This is a genomic window from Luteimonas campi, assembly GCF_051162505.1.
GTDB lineage: Bacteria > Pseudomonadota > Gammaproteobacteria > Xanthomonadales > Xanthomonadaceae > Luteimonas.
Map to the genome: position 1 here is coordinate 745,536 of NZ_JBNWEM010000001.1, position 17,042 is coordinate 762,577.

At 69.1% G+C, this 17,042-nt stretch carries 11 protein-coding genes and 1 pseudogene; 3 read left to right on the forward strand and 9 right to left on the reverse strand.

From position 1 onward, the window contains the following. Nucleotides 1-98: 98 nt before the first annotated feature. The 6 genes from ACQYVW_RS03380 to ACQYVW_RS03405 all read right to left on the reverse strand — a co-directional run bounded on the left by ACQYVW_RS03380 (nt 99) and on the right by ACQYVW_RS03405 (nt 8,144). The gene (locus ACQYVW_RS03380) at nt 99-920 is read right to left on the reverse strand and encodes a ferritin-like domain-containing protein (RefSeq protein WP_434946050.1); all 822 of its coding nucleotides are present in this window, start codon (nt 918-920) and stop codon (nt 99-101) included. A gap of 7 nt (nt 921-927) precedes the next feature. Further along, the gene (purF, locus tag ACQYVW_RS03385) at nt 928-2,400 is read right to left on the reverse strand and encodes an amidophosphoribosyltransferase (RefSeq protein WP_434935613.1); all 1,473 of its coding nucleotides are present in this window, start codon (nt 2,398-2,400) and stop codon (nt 928-930) included. Between the two features lie 44 nt (nt 2,401-2,444). Then, nucleotides 2,445-3,524: an SPOR domain-containing protein gene (locus tag ACQYVW_RS03390; RefSeq protein WP_434946051.1), complete on the reverse strand. Its 1,080-nt coding sequence runs from the start codon at nt 3,522-3,524 to the stop codon at nt 2,445-2,447. A 31-nt stretch (nt 3,525-3,555) separates the two neighbouring features. Next, a complete protein-coding gene (gene folC, locus ACQYVW_RS03395; RefSeq protein ID WP_434946052.1) occupies nt 3,556-4,851 on the reverse strand; it encodes a bifunctional tetrahydrofolate synthase/dihydrofolate synthase in 1,296 nt (431 codons plus the stop codon). 370 nt (nt 4,852-5,221) lie between these two features. Further along, the gene (locus ACQYVW_RS03400; protein WP_434935937.1) at nt 5,222-5,866 is read right to left on the reverse strand and encodes a histidine phosphatase family protein; all 645 of its coding nucleotides are present in this window, start codon (nt 5,864-5,866) and stop codon (nt 5,222-5,224) included. 109 nt (nt 5,867-5,975) lie between these two features. Then, nucleotides 5,976-8,144, reverse strand: a complete 2,169-nt coding sequence (locus ACQYVW_RS03405) for a S46 family peptidase (RefSeq protein WP_434946053.1) — start codon at nt 8,142-8,144, stop codon at nt 5,976-5,978. A gap of 136 nt (nt 8,145-8,280) precedes the next feature. Between ACQYVW_RS03405 and tdh the strand changes: the two genes are divergently transcribed. Further along, nucleotides 8,281-9,315 carry an L-threonine 3-dehydrogenase gene (gene tdh / locus ACQYVW_RS03410; RefSeq protein ID WP_434935941.1) on the forward strand — a complete coding sequence of 345 codons (1,035 nt, stop codon included), beginning with the start codon at nt 8,281-8,283 and terminating at the stop codon, nt 9,313-9,315. A gap of 263 nt (nt 9,316-9,578) precedes the next feature. Then, complete coding sequence (gene kbl, locus ACQYVW_RS03415; protein ID WP_434946054.1) at nt 9,579-10,781, forward strand: glycine C-acetyltransferase; 1,203 nt, start codon at nt 9,579-9,581, stop codon at nt 10,779-10,781. Between the two features lie 84 nt (nt 10,782-10,865). On the opposite strand, the gene ACQYVW_RS03420 is transcribed toward kbl, so the two are convergent. From ACQYVW_RS03420 to ACQYVW_RS03430, 3 genes are all read right to left on the reverse strand, one after another. After that, nucleotides 10,866-11,351 carry a hypothetical protein gene (locus ACQYVW_RS03420; RefSeq protein WP_434935944.1) on the reverse strand — a complete coding sequence of 162 codons (486 nt, stop codon included), beginning with the start codon at nt 11,349-11,351 and terminating at the stop codon, nt 10,866-10,868. Between the two features lie 145 nt (nt 11,352-11,496). Further along, nucleotides 11,497-12,540 carry an OmpA family protein gene (locus tag ACQYVW_RS03425; protein ID WP_434946055.1) on the reverse strand — a complete coding sequence of 348 codons (1,044 nt, stop codon included), beginning with the start codon at nt 12,538-12,540 and terminating at the stop codon, nt 11,497-11,499. 186 nt (nt 12,541-12,726) lie between these two features. Further along, a complete protein-coding gene (locus tag ACQYVW_RS03430) occupies nt 12,727-13,773 on the reverse strand; it encodes an OmpA family protein (protein WP_434946056.1) in 1,047 nt (348 codons plus the stop codon). A gap of 380 nt (nt 13,774-14,153) precedes the next feature. On the opposite strand from ACQYVW_RS03430, the pseudogene uvrA reads away from it, so the two are divergent. Beyond that, nucleotides 14,154-17,036: pseudogene (uvrA, locus tag ACQYVW_RS03435) on the forward strand (excinuclease ABC subunit UvrA); the annotation flags it as partial. Nucleotides 17,037-17,042: the final 6 nt, after the last annotated feature.

Sequence of the window (17,042 nt, forward strand, 5' to 3'; positions counted from 1 at the left end):
CAGAGGCGACAGAGGCGACAGAGGCGACAGAGGCGACAGAGGCGACAGCATCATCAGACGACAGTCCGGCTGCCACGCCGCCCCCGGCGGAGCCGCTGCTAGGGTTGGCGCGCCGCCTCGGCGGCCTGCTGCAACGCCGCCAGTTCGTCCTCGCTGAAGCCCGCGGCGCTGCGCGCCTGGATGTTGAACGGGCCGTGCAGCACGGCCCGGGCGTACTCGGCCAGCAGCTCGCGGAACTTCGGTTCCGGTTCGATGCCCCGCCGTTCGCAGAACCAGCGGAACCAGCGGCTGCCGGCGGCGACATGCGCGACCTCCTCGCGCAGGATCACCTCGAGCACGTCCGCGATCGCGTCGTCGCCGAGCGCACGCAGCTTCACGATCATGCCGGGCGTCACGTCGAGCCCCCGCGCCTCCAGTACCCGCGGCACCAGGGCCATGCGCGCCAGGCCGTCGTGCGCGGTCTTCTCGCACATCTCCCACAGGCCGTTGTGCGCGTCGAAATCGCCGTAGTCGAAGCCCAGCGCCTGCAGGCGTTCGCGCAGCATGACGAAATGCCGCGCTTCGTCGTCGGCGATGCCGACCCAGTCGGCGTAGTAGTCGGCCGGCATGCCACGGAAGCGGTACGCCGCATCCCAGGCCAGGTCGACGGCGTTGAGTTCGATATGCGCGATCGAATGGAGGAAGGCGGCGCGACCCTCGGCGCTGCCCAGGCCACGGCGCGGCAGGTCGCGCGGGTGCACCATCGCAGGTCGCCGCGGCCGTCCCGGCATCCGGATCGGCTCGGGTGCGGGCGCATCGTCCACGACGGCGAGCGCGCCAGCGGCGAAGGCGGCTGCGTGGCGCCTTGTCAGCGCGATCTTGTCGTCGATGTCCGCCGCGTCGAGGCATTCGCGCGCGGCGTCGAACAGCGTCGCCGTCACGGTTCGCTCAGAGCGCGAGTCGCCGCTGGCGCTTGGCGTCGTCCGAACGCAACTGACGCAGCCCTTCGAAGTAGCCCGGGTCCACGCCGGTGGCGTATTCCCCGCTGAAACAGGAACTGTCGAAGCGCATGCCCTCGAACTTCGGCCCGGCCACCGCCTTCTCCAGGTCGGAGAGGTCCTGGTAGACCAGCCAGTCGCAGCCGATCATGCGTTCGATCTCTTCCTCGCTGCGTCCGTGGGCGATCAGCTCCTCGGGCGTGGGCATGTCGATGCCGTAGATGTTCGGATGCCGCACCGGCGGCGCCGCCGAGGCCAGGTAGACCTTGCGCGCGCCCGCATCGCGGGCCATCTGCACGATCTGCTGCGAGGTGGTGCCGCGCACGATGGAGTCGTCGACCAGCAGCACCACCCGGTTGCGGAACTCGAGCTTGATCGGGTTGAGCTTGCGCTTGACCGACTTCACCCGCTCGCCCTGCCCCGGCATGATGAAGGTGCGCCCGACGTAGCGGTTCTTGACGAAGCCCTCGCGGTACTTCACGCCCAGCACGTTGGCGATCTCGAGCGCGGCGTCGCGGGAGGTGTCGGGGATCGGGATCACCGTGTCGATGTCGTGGTCCGGACGCAGGCGCAGGATCTTCTCGCCCAGGGTCACGCCCATGCGCATGCGCGCCTTGTGCACCGAGATGTTCTCGATCATCGAGTCGGGGCGCGCGAAGTACACGTACTCGAAGATGCACGGCGCGCGCTCCGCGGTCTCGGCGCACTGGCGCGTGTGCAACTCGCCGCGCGGCGTGACCACGACGCCCTCGCCGGGCGCGATGTCGCGCACCAGCTCGAATCCCAGGATATCGAGCGCCACCGACTCGGACGCGATCGCGTACTCGTTGCCGGCATCGGTCTCGCGCTTGCCCAGCACCAGCGGGCGGATGCCGTGCGGATCGCGGAACGCGACCAGTCCCAGGCCCAGTACCGTGGCGACGCCGGCATAGCCGCCGCGCGCGCGCCGGTTGACGCCTTCGATCGCGCGGAACGCGGCCTCGGGGGTCAGCGTGCGGCTGCGGTCGAGCTCGTGCGCGAACACGTTGAGCAGCACTTCCGAGTCGGACTGCGTGTTGATGTTGCGGCGGTCCTGCTCGAACACCTCGCGCCGCAAGGTATCGGTGTTGATCAGGTTGCCGTTGTGCGCCAGCGCGATGCCATAGGGCGAATTGACGTAGAACGGCTGCGCCTCGTCGCTGCCCTCGCTGCCGGCGGTGGGATAGCGGCAGTGGGCGATCCCCACCCGCCCTTCCAGCAGCGACATCGCCCGGGCATTGAACACGTCGCGCACCAGGCCATTGCCCTTGTGCACGCGCATCTGCGTGCCGCTGGCGGTGGCGATGCCGGCGGCGTCCTGGCCGCGATGCTGGAGGACGGTCAGGCCGTCGTACAGCGCGGTCGCGACCTCGGTGGTGGCGACGATGCCGATGATGCCGCACATGGCAGTGATTCCCGTTGCGTGGAGCGAGAGTGGAGCGGTGGCCGTCAGGGATGCGGACGGACCATGCCGTCGATGCCGGTCTTGGATTTCACCTGCGCCTTGAGGCGCTCGGCATCGTCGCGGCCCGCGACCGGTCCGGCCTTGACCCGGGTGAGCTGGCCGCGATCGGTGGTGACGGTGTCGGTGAAGGCGGTCAGGCCCATGCCGCGCAGGCGATCGCGCAACCGGGTCGCTTCGGTGGCGTTGCTGAAGGCACCGACCTGTACCGCGAAACCCACGCCGGCGGCAGCGGCGGGTGCCGGAGGCGCGGCGGCGGGCGCAGGCGCGGGTACGGACTGCTGCGCGGCGGGGGGCGTCGACGCGGTACGGGCAGGCACACGTGCGGACTCGGACGCCGGTCGCGACGGCGCGGCGTCCAGCGCGACCACGCGCGGCGTGACGTCGCTGCGCACCTGCGCGGCGCGGACGCGCGTCGCCTCGGCGGCCTCCCGCGAAGCGAACGGCCCGAGGCGGACGCGCTGGGCGGCGCGTCCGTTCAGGGTGAACGGCTCGCTGTAGGCGGTCAGTCCGGCCTGCGAGAGCTGGCGGACGATCAGCTGCGCATCGCGCTCGCTGCCGAAGGCGCCGAAATGCACCACGTAGTCGCCGCCCGCCGTGGCCGGAGGCAGGGGCGCAGCCGCTGCCTGGGTACGGGCCGTCGCGGCCTCAGGGCGTGTGGGCGCCTCGGTCGGAACCGCTGGCGTCGTCGGCGCTGCGGGTGCCGGCGCGTCCTGGGCGAGATCGGCTGCATCCGGATTGACCGGGGCGGCATCCTCACTAGCCGGTGCATCGGCGGCAGGGCGCTCGCTGGGCGGCGGCGCGGTGGCGGTATCGACCGTGGCCAGCTGCCCGTCGTCGAGCGGTTCCGGCGTGCCCAGTACCCCGCCCTCGGGCGTGTCGGCCGGCACCACCAGCGGCAGATCGACCGTCCTGTAGCCGCTTTCGGGCGCGTCGGGGACGCGCATGGACAGGTCGGAGACGCCGCTGTCTGGAGCGGGGCCCTTGACCAGCATGGGCAGGAAGATCACGGCCAGCGCCACGAGCACGGCGGCACCGATCAGGCGCTGTTTCAATCCGGCATCCATCGGGTTCGGCAAGAGCGGCAGGGCGCGCGGATTATACGCCGGGCCGGGTCACAGCTTCTGAACCTGCGCCCCGCAGTGCACGCAAGGCCTCCTCCGCGGCATGGAACGACCCGAACACCAGCACCCGATCGCCTGGCGCTGCTGCCTGCAGCGCCGCCGCAAGCGCCGCGGCCGGATCGGCCAGGCTGCCTGCGACGCGGACACGGGCGCCCGCAAGCCGCTGCGCAAGGGTAGCCACCGCCTGCCCGCGCGGCCCTGCGCCCAGCGAGCCGGCCAGCCACCAGGCATCGACCAGGCCTTCGAATGCGCCGGTCACCGCCGTCACGTCCTTGTCGGACAGGGCCGCGTACACCGCATGGGTGCACCCGGCCACCGGCGTCGATCGCAGCCACGCGGCGAGTTCCCGCGCTGCCTGGGGGTTGTGGCCCACATCGACGAACACCGCGGTCCCGCCGCCGACGAAGGCCTGCAGCCGCCCCGCCAGCCGCGCGGCGGCGACGCCGCGGGCAATCGCCGCATCCGGGACGATTAGGTCCAGCGCACGCAGCGCAGCGATGGCCACGGCCGCATTGCGCAGCTGCACGGGCGCGGCCAGCGCCGGCACGGGCAGGTCCAGCTCGCAGCCGACCTCGCGCCAGCGCCACCGAGACGCATCGATCGGTTCCACGAAGAAATCGCAACCGATCCGCAACGCCGAGGCGCCGATCGCGTAGGCGTGGCGCAGCACGCTCGCCGGCGGATCGTCATCGCCCAGTACCAGCGGCTTCCAGGCGCGGGCGATGCCGGCCTTCTCGTAGCCGATGGCCTCGCGGTCCTCGCCCAGCCAGTCCTGGTGGTCGAGGTCGACGGTGGTGATCACCGCCACATCGGCATCGACCAGGTTGGTGGCGTCGAGCCGTCCGCCCAGCCCGACCTCCAGGATCGCCAGGTCCAGGCCGGCGCGCGCGAACAGCCACAGCGCGGCCACCGTACCGAACTCGAAATAGGTCAACGGGACCTCGCCGCGCACTGCTTCCACCGCCGCGAACGCCGCCGCCAGCGCGTCGTCGTCGGCATCCACGCCATCGATGCGTACGCGCTCGGCATAGGCTAGCAGGTGCGGCGAGGTGTAGGCCCCAACGCGCAGGCCGGCCTCGCGCGCGATCGATTCGATGAAGGCGACCGTCGACCCCTTGCCATTGGTTCCGGCCACGGTGATCACGCGGGCAGCGGGCCTTCCCGGTGCCAGCCGCCGGGCGACCTCGCGCACGCGATCCAGGCCCATCTCGATCGCCTTCGGGTGCTGGCGCTCGATGTAGGCGAGCCAATCGGTCAGGGTCTTGTGCATGGGGCTGGACGGAGAGTTGCCGAAAAAGGGATGCGGGAAGCATGTCACCCGCGGCGCTGCGATGTCGTTCCACGCTGGCACCCGCGAGACCTTCGTCCCGCGACGAGCTCGCCCGGACGGGATCTTCCGTGCCGTGCTGTGTCGCGAGGCGCGTCCGGTGGCAGGACTCGTTCTGCAGGCGGACCAGATGCCGGCGGAATGCCGGACGGCCCGGACAGGGTGCCGGGCCGATACCGGCGGCGGACCTCACCAGGCGTCGTCGGGTACGGCGAATCGTCGATGGCTGCCCTGCGCGAAACGATCCGCCGCAGGGCAACCGCCACGCGCGCGATCCGAATACCGGACGTCGCCCGACGGCCGCACCCCGCGGCTACAGTGCGCGGTGTACCGCCTCGCCGAAGAACGCGGTGTGGTGCGAGCAGTCGTTCAGACGCACCACTTCCAAGCTGTCCAGGCTCTCACCCTCGAGCAGGTTGAGCGTGGTCGGCGCCTGGCGGAAGGTCCACAGCCGCGACAGCGGAATGCCCAGCACGTGGCACAGCAGCACCCGGTTGACGGCATCGTGCGCGACCACGAGCAGGGTGTCGTCGCGGCCCAGGCCTTCGGTCGACCACTGCAGCGCTTCCCAGGAGCGGCGGAACACCTGCTTGAGCGATTCGCCACCCGGCATCTGCACGCTGTCGGGCGCATCGCGCCAGGCCCGCAGCCGATCGGGATCGCTCGCCGCGATCTCGCTGGCCAGCAAGCCTTCCCAGGTGCCGTGCGCGATCTCCATGAAGCCCATCTCGGTGGTGAGCATCGGCGCGCGCGCTTCGCCCAGGGCGAACTGGGCGGTGTGGTAGGCGCGCGTCAGCGGCGAACTGACCGCCTTGTCGATGCGCACGTCGTGCAGGCGCTCGCCCAGCAGGCGCGCCTGCTGTTCGCCCACGGGCGACAGGGGGATGTCTTCCTGTCCCTGGTAGCGGCCTTCGGCGTTCCACGGCGTTTCGCCATGGCGGGCAAGCAGGATTCTCATGCGGCAGGGGGTTCCGGTACGGTCGGGGGGGACGCCCGCGACTCCCCGGGGCGCGCCGACTAGTCTAAGCGATGCGGCGCGTGCGTTGGCCGATGCTTGCCGCAGGAAACTATCGCTTCGGCGCGACACCCATCTCCTGCAGCAGCGCCGGCGCCGGATAGACCTCCTGCATGATCCAGCGCATGTAACGCTGGTCGACCGAGATGGTGCGGGTCATGTCCGCGTCGAACACCCAGTTGGACACCACCGCTTCCCAGTTCATGTCGAACAGCAGCCCGGTCAGGCGGCCGCGCGCGTCCAGCACGGGCGAGCCGGAGTTGCCGCCGGTCACGTCCAGGTCGGAGAGGAAGTTGACCGGCACCGTGCGCAGCCGACGGTCGGCCAGACCGCCGTGGCGCTTGTCTTGCACCGCGTCCAGCAAGGCCTGCGGCGCGTCGAAGGGCGCCTCGCCGGTGGCCTTGGCCGCCACTTCCTCCAGGCGCGTGAACGCGGCCTGCCGCGTTCCGTCGAGCTTGGTGTAGGGCCGCACGTTGCCGAAGGTGATGCGCAGCGAGGAGTTCGCGTCCGGGTAGACATGGCCGCCCTGTTCGCGACGATGCTCGGCGACGGCCTGCAGGTAGGTCGCGCGGGCCGCCAGGCGTTCGCCGGCGCGCGTCTTGCCTTCGGTTTCGAGCGCGAGCAGGGTCGGCATCACCGCCACTACGTAGCGGATCACCGGATCCTTGCTGGACTCGAAGGCCTTGCGGTCGGCCTTGAGCCAGTCCATGCGGCGCCCGGCATCGCCGATCGTCGTGCCGGCGAGCCGGTCGAGTGCGCGCTCGATCGCCTTCGCGTCGCTGCCGCCAAGCCAGTCGTCGACCGCCTCGATCCGCTGGGCGGCCGGAAGCTTGACGTATTCGCCGAGCCAGTAGGCCTGCAGTTCGCGATCCATCGCAGGCACGTAACGGCGGTCCATCTGCCGCAACCCACCCTCGATCGTCGGGAGGTCGCGGTCCTGGTAACCCTGCTCGCGCTCGGCGTCCGGCTTGCCGCGCTCGATCGCCAGGCGGTAGAGCGTGGTGGCGGCCGAGATCGCACCGGTGCCGTTGAACATGCGCAGCACCAGGTCGCGCTCGCGCGTCGCGCGCTCGGCTTCGTCCAGCGCCACCAGGCGCGCATGCGCGTCGAGCGCCGCCCTGCCCTCCTCGCCGCGGCCGCGCAGCCATTCGAGCACCGCGGCTTCCTGCGCCCGCTTGGTGTCCGCTGCCCGCGTGCGTTCGAAGCCGGCCAGCTGGCCCTCGTAGTTCTTGGTTACGTTTTCCCAGCCGCGCACCGTGCTGGCGTACTTGACCTCGATGTCGGGATCGGCCTTGCCGCGGGCCCCGACCAGGTCGATCAGCGCCCGGTAGTGGCGACCGATGGTCGGATACGACCACTGCTCGGTCTCCTCGAACTCACCGGCCAGTGCGTAGCGGCTGGTGCGCCCGGGATACCCCGCCACCATCACGAAATCGCCTTCCCGCAGCGGCTCGTCGGCGATCTTCAGCCAGTGCCGCGGCCGGTAGGGCACGTTGTCGGGCGAGTGCGGCGCAGGCTTGCCGTCCGGGCCGACGTAGGCGCGGTAGAAGGCGAAATCGCCGGTATGGCGGGGCCACATCCAGTTGTCCACCTCTCCGCCGTAGTTGCCGATGCTGCCCGGCGGGGCGTACGCCAGCCGCACGTCGGTGATTTCCAGGTTGCGGAACAGGCGGTAATCGTTGCCCCCGAGGAAGCTGTACAGGCGACAGCGATACCCCGGCTCGGCCTCGCATTCGGCCACCAGCCGCTTCTCGATCGCATCCAGCGCCTGGGTGCGGGCCAGCGGCTCGGCCGCCGCTTCGATCGCGGCTTGGACCTGCCCGGTGACGTCGGTGATCGCGTCCAGCACATAGATGCGCGCGTTCGGGCCGGCAGTGATCTCGCCGGCCGGCGCGGCGGCATTGAAGCCGTCGCGCATCAGGTTGTTCTCGGGCGTGGAATTGAGCTGGATCGCGCCATAGGCGCAGTGATGGTTGGTGACCACCAGGCCCTGCGGGGACACGAAGCTGGCGGTGCATCCGCCCAGCGAAACCACCGCCCCCAGCGGGTCTCCGGTCAGGTCCGCCAACTGCTCCGGATCGAGCTTCAGCCCGGCCTTCTTCAGCGAACCGGCGATCTCCGGCAACTGCTGCGGCACCCACATGCCCTCGACGGCGTGGGCGGCGGGGACGGCTACCGCCAGGGCGGCGGCGGCGGACAGGCTCAGCAGGGAAAGGCGCATGCAACGGTTCCACCTGAAAGGACCGGGGGATTGTAGCCCCCTCCCGCCGGGGGCGTGCCGCGCCTGGGGCCGCCGCCGGGCTGTGGCCATTTCGTCTGCAACCTATAATGAGCGCCCATCCCCACGGCGCTCCCCGATGTCCGCAACCATGAAGGCGCTGGTCAAGCGCGAGACCACCAGAGGCCTGTGGATGGAAGAGGTCCCGGTGCCGGTGCCGGGACCCAACGAGGTGCTGATCCGGGTCGAGAAGACCGCGATCTGCGGCACCGACCTGCATATCTACCTGTGGGACGAATGGGCCCAGCGCACGATCCGCCAGGGGCTGGTCATCGGCCATGAGTTCGTCGGACGCGTGGCGGGGCTGGGGCCTGGCGTGTCGGGCTACACCGTCGGCCAGCGCGTCTCGGCGGAGGGACACATCGTCTGCGGCCACTGCCGCAACTGCCGCGCCGGAAAACAACACCTGTGCCCCAATACCGTGGGCATCGGCGTCAACCGCGACGGCGCCTTCGCCGAGTACATCGTCATGCCCGCCAGCAACCTGTGGCCGGTGCCGGACCAGGTACCCAGCGAACTGGCCGCGTTCTTCGATCCCTACGGCAACGCCGCCCACTGCGCGTTGGAGTTCGACGTGGTCGGCGAGGACGTGCTGATCACCGGCGCAGGCCCGATCGGGGTGATGGCCGCGGGCATCTGCAAGCATATCGGCGCACGCAACGTGGTGGTCACCGACGTCAACGACTACCGCCTCAAGCTGGCCGCCGACATGGGCGCCACGCGCGTGGTCAACGTCGCCAACACCTCGCTCAAGGAGGTGATGGCCGACCTGCACATGGACGGTTTCGATGTCGGCCTGGAAATGAGCGGCAACCCGCGCGCCTTCAACGACATGCTCGACTGCATGTACCACGGCGGCAAGGTCGCGCTTCTGGGCCTGCTGCCCAAGGATGCGGGCGTGGACTGGGACCGGATCATCTTCAAGGGGCTCACCGTTCAGGGCATCTACGGCAGGCGGATGTACGAGACCTGGTACAAGATGACCCAGCTGGTGCTGTCCGGCTTCCCGCTGGGCAAGGTGCTGAGCCACCAGCTCCGGGCGGAAGACTTCCAGAAGGGCTTCGACCTGATGGAATCTGGCAAGTCCGGCAAGGTCGTGCTCGACTGGCATTGAGTGTCGCGGGGCGGCGACCGCATACGGGCCATCCCGGCGCGCCGTCTCCAAGCCCCGCCGGATCCCTGCCCTGCCCCGAACCTGCCGCTCGCTGGCGCGCGTCCGCTAGCCGCCGCGGGCCGCCAGGGCTTGCCAGCGCGGTGCGACTCCCGCGTCCGTCCGCGTAATCGGCAAGCGATTCATCGATCGGCCGACCGCCGTCGCAAAGGCCGATACCGGGCCCGCTTGGTAGAATCGCGTTTCTTTTCGCGGGACCGCAGGCCATGTCCAACGCTACCGGCACACAGCGTTATGCCGAGACACTCGACGAGATCCGCCAGGCGGGACTGTTCAAGTCCGAACGCATCATCACCAGCCCGCAGTCGGCCGAGATCACGCTCGCCGACGGCCGCACCGTGCTGAACTTCTGTGCCAACAACTACCTGGGGCTGGCCGACCATCCGGACATCGTCGCCGCGGCGAAGCAAGCACTCGACACCCACGGCTTCGGCATGGCCTCGGTCCGTTTCATCTGCGGCACGCAGGACCTGCACAAGCAGCTCGAGAAGACCATCGCGGATTTCTTCGGCAAGCAGGACACGATCCTCTACGCCGCGTGCTTCGATGCCAATGGCGGCCTGTTCGAACCGCTGCTCGACGAGGGCGACGCGATCATCTCGGACGCGCTCAACCACGCCTCGATCATCGACGGCGTGCGCCTGTGCAAGGCGCAGCGCTTCCGCTATGCCAACTGCGACATGGCCGACCTGGAGCGGCAGCTGCAGGCGGCCGAGGCCGCAGGCTGCCGCACCAAGCTGATCACCACCGACGGCGTCTTTTCGATGGACGGGTTCATCGCCCCGCTCGACGAGATCACGGCCCTGGCCGCGAAGTATGGCGCCCTGGTCCACATCGACGAGTGCCATGCCACCGGCTTCCTCGGCGCGACCGGACGCGGTTCGGCCGAGGTCAAGGGCGTGCTGGAACGCATCGACATCATTACCGGCACGCTCGGCAAGGCCATGGGCGGGGCGCTGGGCGGATTCACGACCGCGCGATCCGAAGTCATCGAATTGCTCCGGCAGCGCTCGCGCCCCTACCTGTTCTCCAATTCGCTGCCGCCGCATGTGGTGGCGGCGGGCACGAAGGCGTTCGAAATGCTCGACGCCGCCGACGAGCTGCGGGAACGGCTGGTCGCGAACACCGCTTATTTTCGCGAGCGCATGACCGCGGCCGGTTTCGAGCTGCGCCCCGGCGTCCACCCGATCTGCCCCGTGATGCTGTACGACGCCCCCCTGGCGCAGCGCTTCGCGGAGCGGCTGCTGGAGGAAGGCATCTACGCCATCGGGTTCTTCTTTCCGGTCGTGCCGAAGGGTCAGGCGCGGATCCGCACCCAGATGTCGGCTGCCCACACGCGCGCGCACATCGACCAGGCGATCGATGCATTCACGCGCATCGGGCACGAACTGGGCGTGCTGCGGAACTGACGGCTGGGTGGGCGCTGGCCGTATTCCCCGCCGAGGCGGAGCCTTCCAGCAGCCGGTCCCGCCGGCCGACGCAACACCCTAGGATTATTGGGACTGCTCGCCCGCTGGCGGGGTCGGCGCCGCGGGAGCTTCCGCCGCCGGCGCTGCACGGCGCCCGGCGCTGTAACCGTTGGCCTGCAGCCACGCGTCGAAATCGTCGGCGGTCATGCGCTTGCCGTTCTGGGTCATGTTGAAGCGGTACGGCGTGTTGTCGTGCTCGGTGCGCTTGACGTAAGCGCCGGGCGCGGGAGCGGCCAGCGCCGACGCCGGCGTCGCCGCGGCGACCTGCTGGCAGCCCTCCACCTGCAGCCGCCACAGCACGTTGTCGACCGATTGCGACTCGTCGAAATCCGGCGCGAGCACGCCACGCTGCGAGCCGAGCTGGGGGTTCACGCTCGCGAAGCCGGTCGCGACCGGCAACAGCACGGTCGTACGGACCGCCAGGGGCTGCGCGGTGGCGCTTGGACACTGGGTCGAGGCATGGGCGGACACCGCACCCAACGACAGCAGCAACATCGTCCATCCGCGCATTTCAATCTCCGCCTCGAAAACTGGCGCGAGTGTATCAGCGCAGCGCGCGCGGACAAGCGAAAAACGCATGCCGCCGGTGATCGCGGCCGCAAAGCAGAAAGCCCGGCGCGAGGCCGGGCTTTCTGGGACAACTGCTCTGGTCCGATCAGTTCTGGACGTTGAGCTCGGTGCGGCGGTTGACCTCGCTCTTGCAGCCCGGCAGCGTCTGCGCCGTCGGCTCCAGCGGACGGCTCTCGCCGTAGCCCACAGGGCCCGACAGACGGCCCGCGTCGATGCCGTTGCTGGTCATGTAGTCGTACACCGCGCGCGCACGACGCTCCGACAGGCTCTGGTTGTAGGCGTCCGCACCGCACAGGTCGGTATGGCCGGCCACTTCCACGCGCAGGTCCGGATAACGCTTCAGGATCTCCACGGCCTCGTTCAGGATCTGCACCGCGTCAGGACGCAGCGTCGACTTGTCGAAGTCGAAGTTCACGCCGTTCAGGTCGATCGTGATCGGAGCCGGGGCCGGCGGCGGCGCAGGCGGTGCCGGCGGCGGCGGCGGCGGCGGTGCCACCGGCGCGGTCGGCTCCGGACCCAGCGGGATCACCACACCCACCGACGCGATCACGTCGCTGAAGTAGCTCTCTTCCTGCTGGTGCGGATAGCCCGAACCGTCGACGCCCGACTCGGCAGCGTAGCTCTGGTCGTCGAAGTCGAAACGGGTCGCCAGCTCGGCGCGCACGGCCACGCGGCGGCTGAAGTCGCCCTGCAGGCCCACGCCGACCTTCGCCGCCAGGTTGCCGTCCTCACGCTGGAACAGCTCCGGCGACGTCGCCAGCACGTACTCTTCTTCCGAACGCTGGTAGCCCAGGCCGAACAGCACGTACGGCGCCCAGTTGCGGCCCTCGGCGATGAAGTGGCGACGGAAGTCCAGCGACACGCCGTACTGGCTCCACAGCAGGTCCGAGTTGTGCTCGAAGTTCGGGTTCTGGTAGTTCAGCGCACCTTCCACCGACCACTCGGGGCTGATGAACTTGCCCAGGCCCAGGCCCAGCGCGTAGGCATCGTCCGTACGACGGTCCTCGTCCTGGAGGTTGAAACCGACCGAACCGGTCAGGTACCAGCGGTCATCGAATTCCTGCGCGGACGCGACGGAGGTCACGGCCATGCCCGCCAGGAGGGCGGCGCTCAGCAAGCGGATTTTCATTGAAAACTCCTTAGGGGGAAGTGTCCGGGAAACAAAGCGAACTCACATTTCTGAATTGTATTCCTGCCCAAGGCAGCAGGCCAACCTAAGTCATTGTTCCCAGGCTGCCTAGGCAAGACCAACACGCGTCGAACAAATTCTTGAAGAGCCAGGGGGCGGCCGCCTGAAAGCGGCCGCCGGCCCGGATCAGTTCTGGACGTTGAGCTCGGTACGGCGGTTGACCTCGCTCTTGCAGCCCGGCAGCGTCTGCGCCGTCGGCTCCAGCGGACGGCTCTCGCCGTAGCCCACAGGGCCCGACAGACGGCCCGCGTCGATGCCGTTGCTGGTCATGTAGTCGTACACCGCGCGCGCACGACGCTCCGACAGGCTCTGGTTGTAGGCGTCCGCACCGCACAGGTCGGTATGGCCGGCCACTTCCACGCGCAGGTCCGGATAACGCTTCAGGATCTCCACGGCCTCGTTCAGGATCTGCACCGCGTCAGGACGCAGCGTCGACTTGTCGAAGTCGAAGTTCACGCCGTTCAGGTCGATCGTGATCGGAGCCGGGGCCGGCGGCGGCGCAGGCGGTGCCGGCGGCGGCGGCGGCGGCGGTGCCACCGGCGCGGTCGGCTCCGGACCCAGCGGGATCACCACACCCACCGACGCGATCACGTCGCTGAAGTAGCTCTCTTCCTGCTGGTGCGGATAGCCCGAACCGTCGACGCCCGACTCGGCAGCGTAGCTCTGGTCGTCGAAGTCGAAACGGGTCGCCAGCTCGGCGCGCACGGCCACGCGGCGGCTGAAGTCGCCCTGCAGGCCCACGCCGACCTTCGCCGCCAGGTTGCCGTCCTCACGCTGGAACAGCTCCGGCGACGTCGCCAGCACGTACTCTTCTTCCGAACGCTGGTAGCCCAGGCCGAACAGCACGTACGGCGCCCAGTTGCGGCCCTCGGCGATGAAGTGGCGACGGAAGTCCAGCGACACGCCGTACTGGCTCCACAGCAGGTCCGAGTTGTGCTCGAAGTTCGGGTTCTGGTAGTTCAGCGCACCTTCCACCGACCACTCGGGGCTGATGAACTTGCCCAGGCCCAGGCCCAGCGCGTAGGCATCGTCCGTACGACGGTCCTCGTCCTGGAGGTTGAAACCGACCGAACCGGTCAGATACCAGCGGTCATCGAATTCCTGCGCGGACGCAGCCTGGGTCAGGCCGAGGCCGCCGAGCAGCGCGAGGGTGAGGAGTTTCGTCTTCGTCATTTCCGGTTCCTTGAAAGGACTTGCCAATCGGATTGCGACCCCGTGTCCCACTCGTGCGACGTCCGGTGCCATGTGTCTTGCCCAGTCGCAAGGCTGCAGACTGAACGCACGGCGGCAGCTTAGGTTTATCGCCGTGAAGGGCATGTTAACAACCGTATAACTTTCGCCGCCCCCCGGTCTTGACGCCGGACCCGCGTTTTGGCGCACGGCGCCGCCCCGGCTGCGGCCGGACCGGCGTCTCGCCTCGCGCCTGTCGCACAGCCTGAGACGGGACCAAGTGAAGCTGGCATCCGCCGCATTTGCCCCCATCTAGGCGGCTCGCTAGGCTGACCGGTTCCTCCCGGCTGCCCTCCCCCAGCCCCCAACCGGAATCCCGTCCGATGGCGATGGACACCATCCGCATTCGCGGTGCCCGTACCCACAACCTCAAGAATGTCGACCTCGACCTGCCTCGAGACCGGCTGATCGTGTTCACCGGCCTGTCCGGCTCGGGCAAGTCCTCGCTTGCCTTCGACACCATCTACGCCGAAGGCCAGCGGCGCTACGTCGAGTCGCTGTCGGCCTACGCGCGCCAGTTCCTCAGCGTGATGGAAAAGCCCGACGTCGACCACATCGAGGGACTCTCGCCCGCGATCTCGATCGAGCAGAAGTCGACCAGCCACAATCCGCGCTCGACGGTGGGCACCATCACCGAGATCTACGACTACCTGCGCCTGCTGTACGCGCGCGTGGGCCTGCCGCGCTGCCCCGACCACGGCTATCCGCTGGAGGCGCAGACGGTCAGCCAGATGGTCGACCAGGTGCTCAACCTCGATCCGGACCAGCGCTGGATGCTGCTGGCTCCGGTGGTGCGCGAGCGCAAGGGCGAGCACGCCCAGGTCTTCGAGCAGTTGCGCGCGCAAGGCTACGTCCGGGTACGCGTGGACGGGGTGCTGCACGAGATCGACGCGGTGCCGCCGCTGGCCCTGCGCCAGAAGCACACGATCGAAGCGGTCATCGACCGGTTCAAGGTGCGCAGCGTGGACGAGGAGTCCGCGGCCGGCATCCGCCAACGGCTCACCGAATCCTTCGAAACCGCGCTCAAGCTCGGCGAGGGCATGGCCTCGGTGCAGGCCATGGACGACGAGGCCGCCGCCGCGCTGCTGTTCTCGTCCAAGTATTCCTGCCCGGTGTGCGAATACGCATTGCCGGCGCTGGAGCCGCGCCTGTTCTCGTTCAATTCGCCCCAGGGCGCCTGTCCGACCTGCGACGGCCTGGGGGTGTCCCAGTTCTTCGACCCCGCGCGCGTGGTCGTGCACCCGGAGCTGTCGCTTGCGGCGGGCGCGGTGCGCGGATGGGACCGGCGCAACGCTTACTACTTCCAGCTGATCCAGTCGCTGGCCAAGCACTACGGCTTCAGCGTCGACACCCCCTGGCAGGAGCTGCCCGAAGCATCGCGCGAGGCGGTGCTGTTCGGCAGCGGCAATACCACGATCACCTTCAGCTACGTGACCGACGCCGGGGGCAGGACCCAGCGCAAGCATCGGTTCGAGGGCATCGTGCCCAACCTCGAGCGCCGCTACCGGGAGACCGAATCGGCGGCGGTGCGCGAGGAATTGGCGAAGTACATCAGCGAGCGCGCCTGCACCGAGTGCGGCGGTGCGCGGCTGAACCGCGCCGCGCGCAACGTGTTCGTGTCCGAGCGTCCGCTGTCGGACCTGGTGGTCCTGCCCATCGACGAAGCGCGCGCGTTTTTCGCGAGCCTGCAGCTGGCTGGCTGGCGTGGCGAGATCGCCGCCAAGATCGTGAAGGAGATCAACGAGCGGCTCGGCTTCCTGGTCGACGTCGGCCTGGACTACCTCACCCTGGAGCGCAAGGCCGACACCCTGTCGGGCGGCGAAGCGCAGCGCATCCGTCTGGCCTCGCAGATCGGTGCGGGGCTGGTCGGCGTGATGTATGTCCTCGACGAACCCTCCATCGGCCTGCACCAGCGCGACAACGAGCGCCTGCTCGGCACCCTGACGCGTCTGCGCGACCTGGGTAACACGGTGATCGTGGTCGAGCACGACGAGGACGCCATCCGGCTGGCCGACCATGTGGTCGACATCGGGCCCGGCGCCGGCGTGCACGGTGGCGAAGTGGTGGCCGAGGGCAAGCTGGCCGACATCCTCAAGGCGCCGCGCTCGCTCACCGGGCAGTACCTGTCGGGCAAGCGCCAGATCGCCATTCCGGCCCAGCGCCACAAGCCCAATCCGAAGCTGCAGCTGCGGCTGCTGGGCGCGTCCGGCAACAATCTCAAGGACGTCGACCTGTGCATCCCCTCGGGGCTGTTCACCGCGGTCACCGGCGTGTCGGGATCGGGCAAGTCGACCCTGATCAACGATACCCTGTACGCACTGGCGGCCAACGAGATCAATGGCGCCTCGCACAGCGCGGCGCCCTACCGGGAAGTGCATGGCCTGGACCTGTTCGACAAGGTCGTGGACATCGACCAGTCGCCGATCGGGCGCACGCCGCGCAGCAATCCCGCCACCTACACCGGGCTGTTCACCCCGCTGCGGGAACTGTTCGCGCAGGTGCCCGAGGCGCGCGCGCGTGGCTATTCGCCCGGGCGCTTCAGCTTCAACGTGCGCGGCGGCCGCTGCGAAGCCTGCCAGGGCGACGGCCTGATCAAGGTGGAAATGCATTTCCTGCCCGACGTCTACGTCCCCTGCGACGTCTGCGGCGGCAAGCGCTACAACCGCGAGACGCTGGAGATCCTCTACAAGGGCTACAGCATCCACGACGTGCTGGAAATGACCGTGGAGGATGCACTGGCCCTGTTCGAGCCGGTGCCTTCGATCGCGCGCAAGCTCGAAACCCTGCTCGACGTGGGCCTGAGCTACATCAAGCTGGGGCAGCCGGCGACCACGCTGTCGGGCGGCGAGGCGCAGCGGGTGAAGCTGTCGAAGGAGCTGTCGCGGCGCGACACCGGGCGCACGCTCTACATCCTCGACGAGCCGACCACCGGCCTGCACTTCCACGACATCGAGCATCTGCTCGCGGTGTTGCACAAGCTGCGCGACGACGGCAACACCGTGGTCGTGATCGAGCACAACCTGGACGTGATCAAGACCGCCGACTGGGTGGTCGATCTCGGCCCGGAAGGCGGCCACCGCGGCGGCACGATCATCGGCCAGGGAACGCCGGAGGAGATCGCGCGCCTGCCCGCCTCGCATACCGGCCGGTTCCTGGCACGCACCCTGGGCCTGGATGCCAAGCCCGCGCGCCGGAAGTCCGCCGCCTGAATC

Excerpts from the sequence above, each read along its gene's own strand:
- purF (WP_434935613.1), bottom strand. The coding sequence starts at position 2,400 with ATGTGCGGCATCATCGGCATCGTCGCCACCACCGAGGTCGCGACCGCG.
- ACQYVW_RS03390 (WP_434946051.1), bottom strand. The coding sequence starts at position 3,524 with ATGGATGCCGGATTGAAACAGCGCCTGATCGGTGCCGCCGTGCTCGTG.
- folC (WP_434946052.1), bottom strand. The coding sequence starts at position 4,851 with ATGCACAAGACCCTGACCGATTGGCTCGCCTACATCGAGCGCCAGCAC.
- ACQYVW_RS03400 (WP_434935937.1), bottom strand. The coding sequence starts at position 5,866 with ATGAGAATCCTGCTTGCCCGCCATGGCGAAACGCCGTGGAACGCCGAA.
- ACQYVW_RS03405 (WP_434946053.1), bottom strand. The coding sequence starts at position 8,144 with ATGCGCCTTTCCCTGCTGAGCCTGTCCGCCGCCGCCGCCCTGGCGGTA.
- tdh (WP_434935941.1), top strand. The coding sequence starts at position 8,281 with ATGTCCGCAACCATGAAGGCGCTGGTCAAGCGCGAGACCACCAGAGGC.
- kbl (WP_434946054.1), top strand. The coding sequence starts at position 9,579 with ATGTCCAACGCTACCGGCACACAGCGTTATGCCGAGACACTCGACGAG.
- ACQYVW_RS03420 (WP_434935944.1), bottom strand. The coding sequence starts at position 11,351 with ATGCGCGGATGGACGATGTTGCTGCTGTCGTTGGGTGCGGTGTCCGCC.
- ACQYVW_RS03425 (WP_434946055.1), bottom strand. The coding sequence starts at position 12,540 with ATGAAAATCCGCTTGCTGAGCGCCGCCCTCCTGGCGGGCATGGCCGTG.
- ACQYVW_RS03430 (WP_434946056.1), bottom strand. The coding sequence starts at position 13,773 with ATGACGAAGACGAAACTCCTCACCCTCGCGCTGCTCGGCGGCCTCGGC.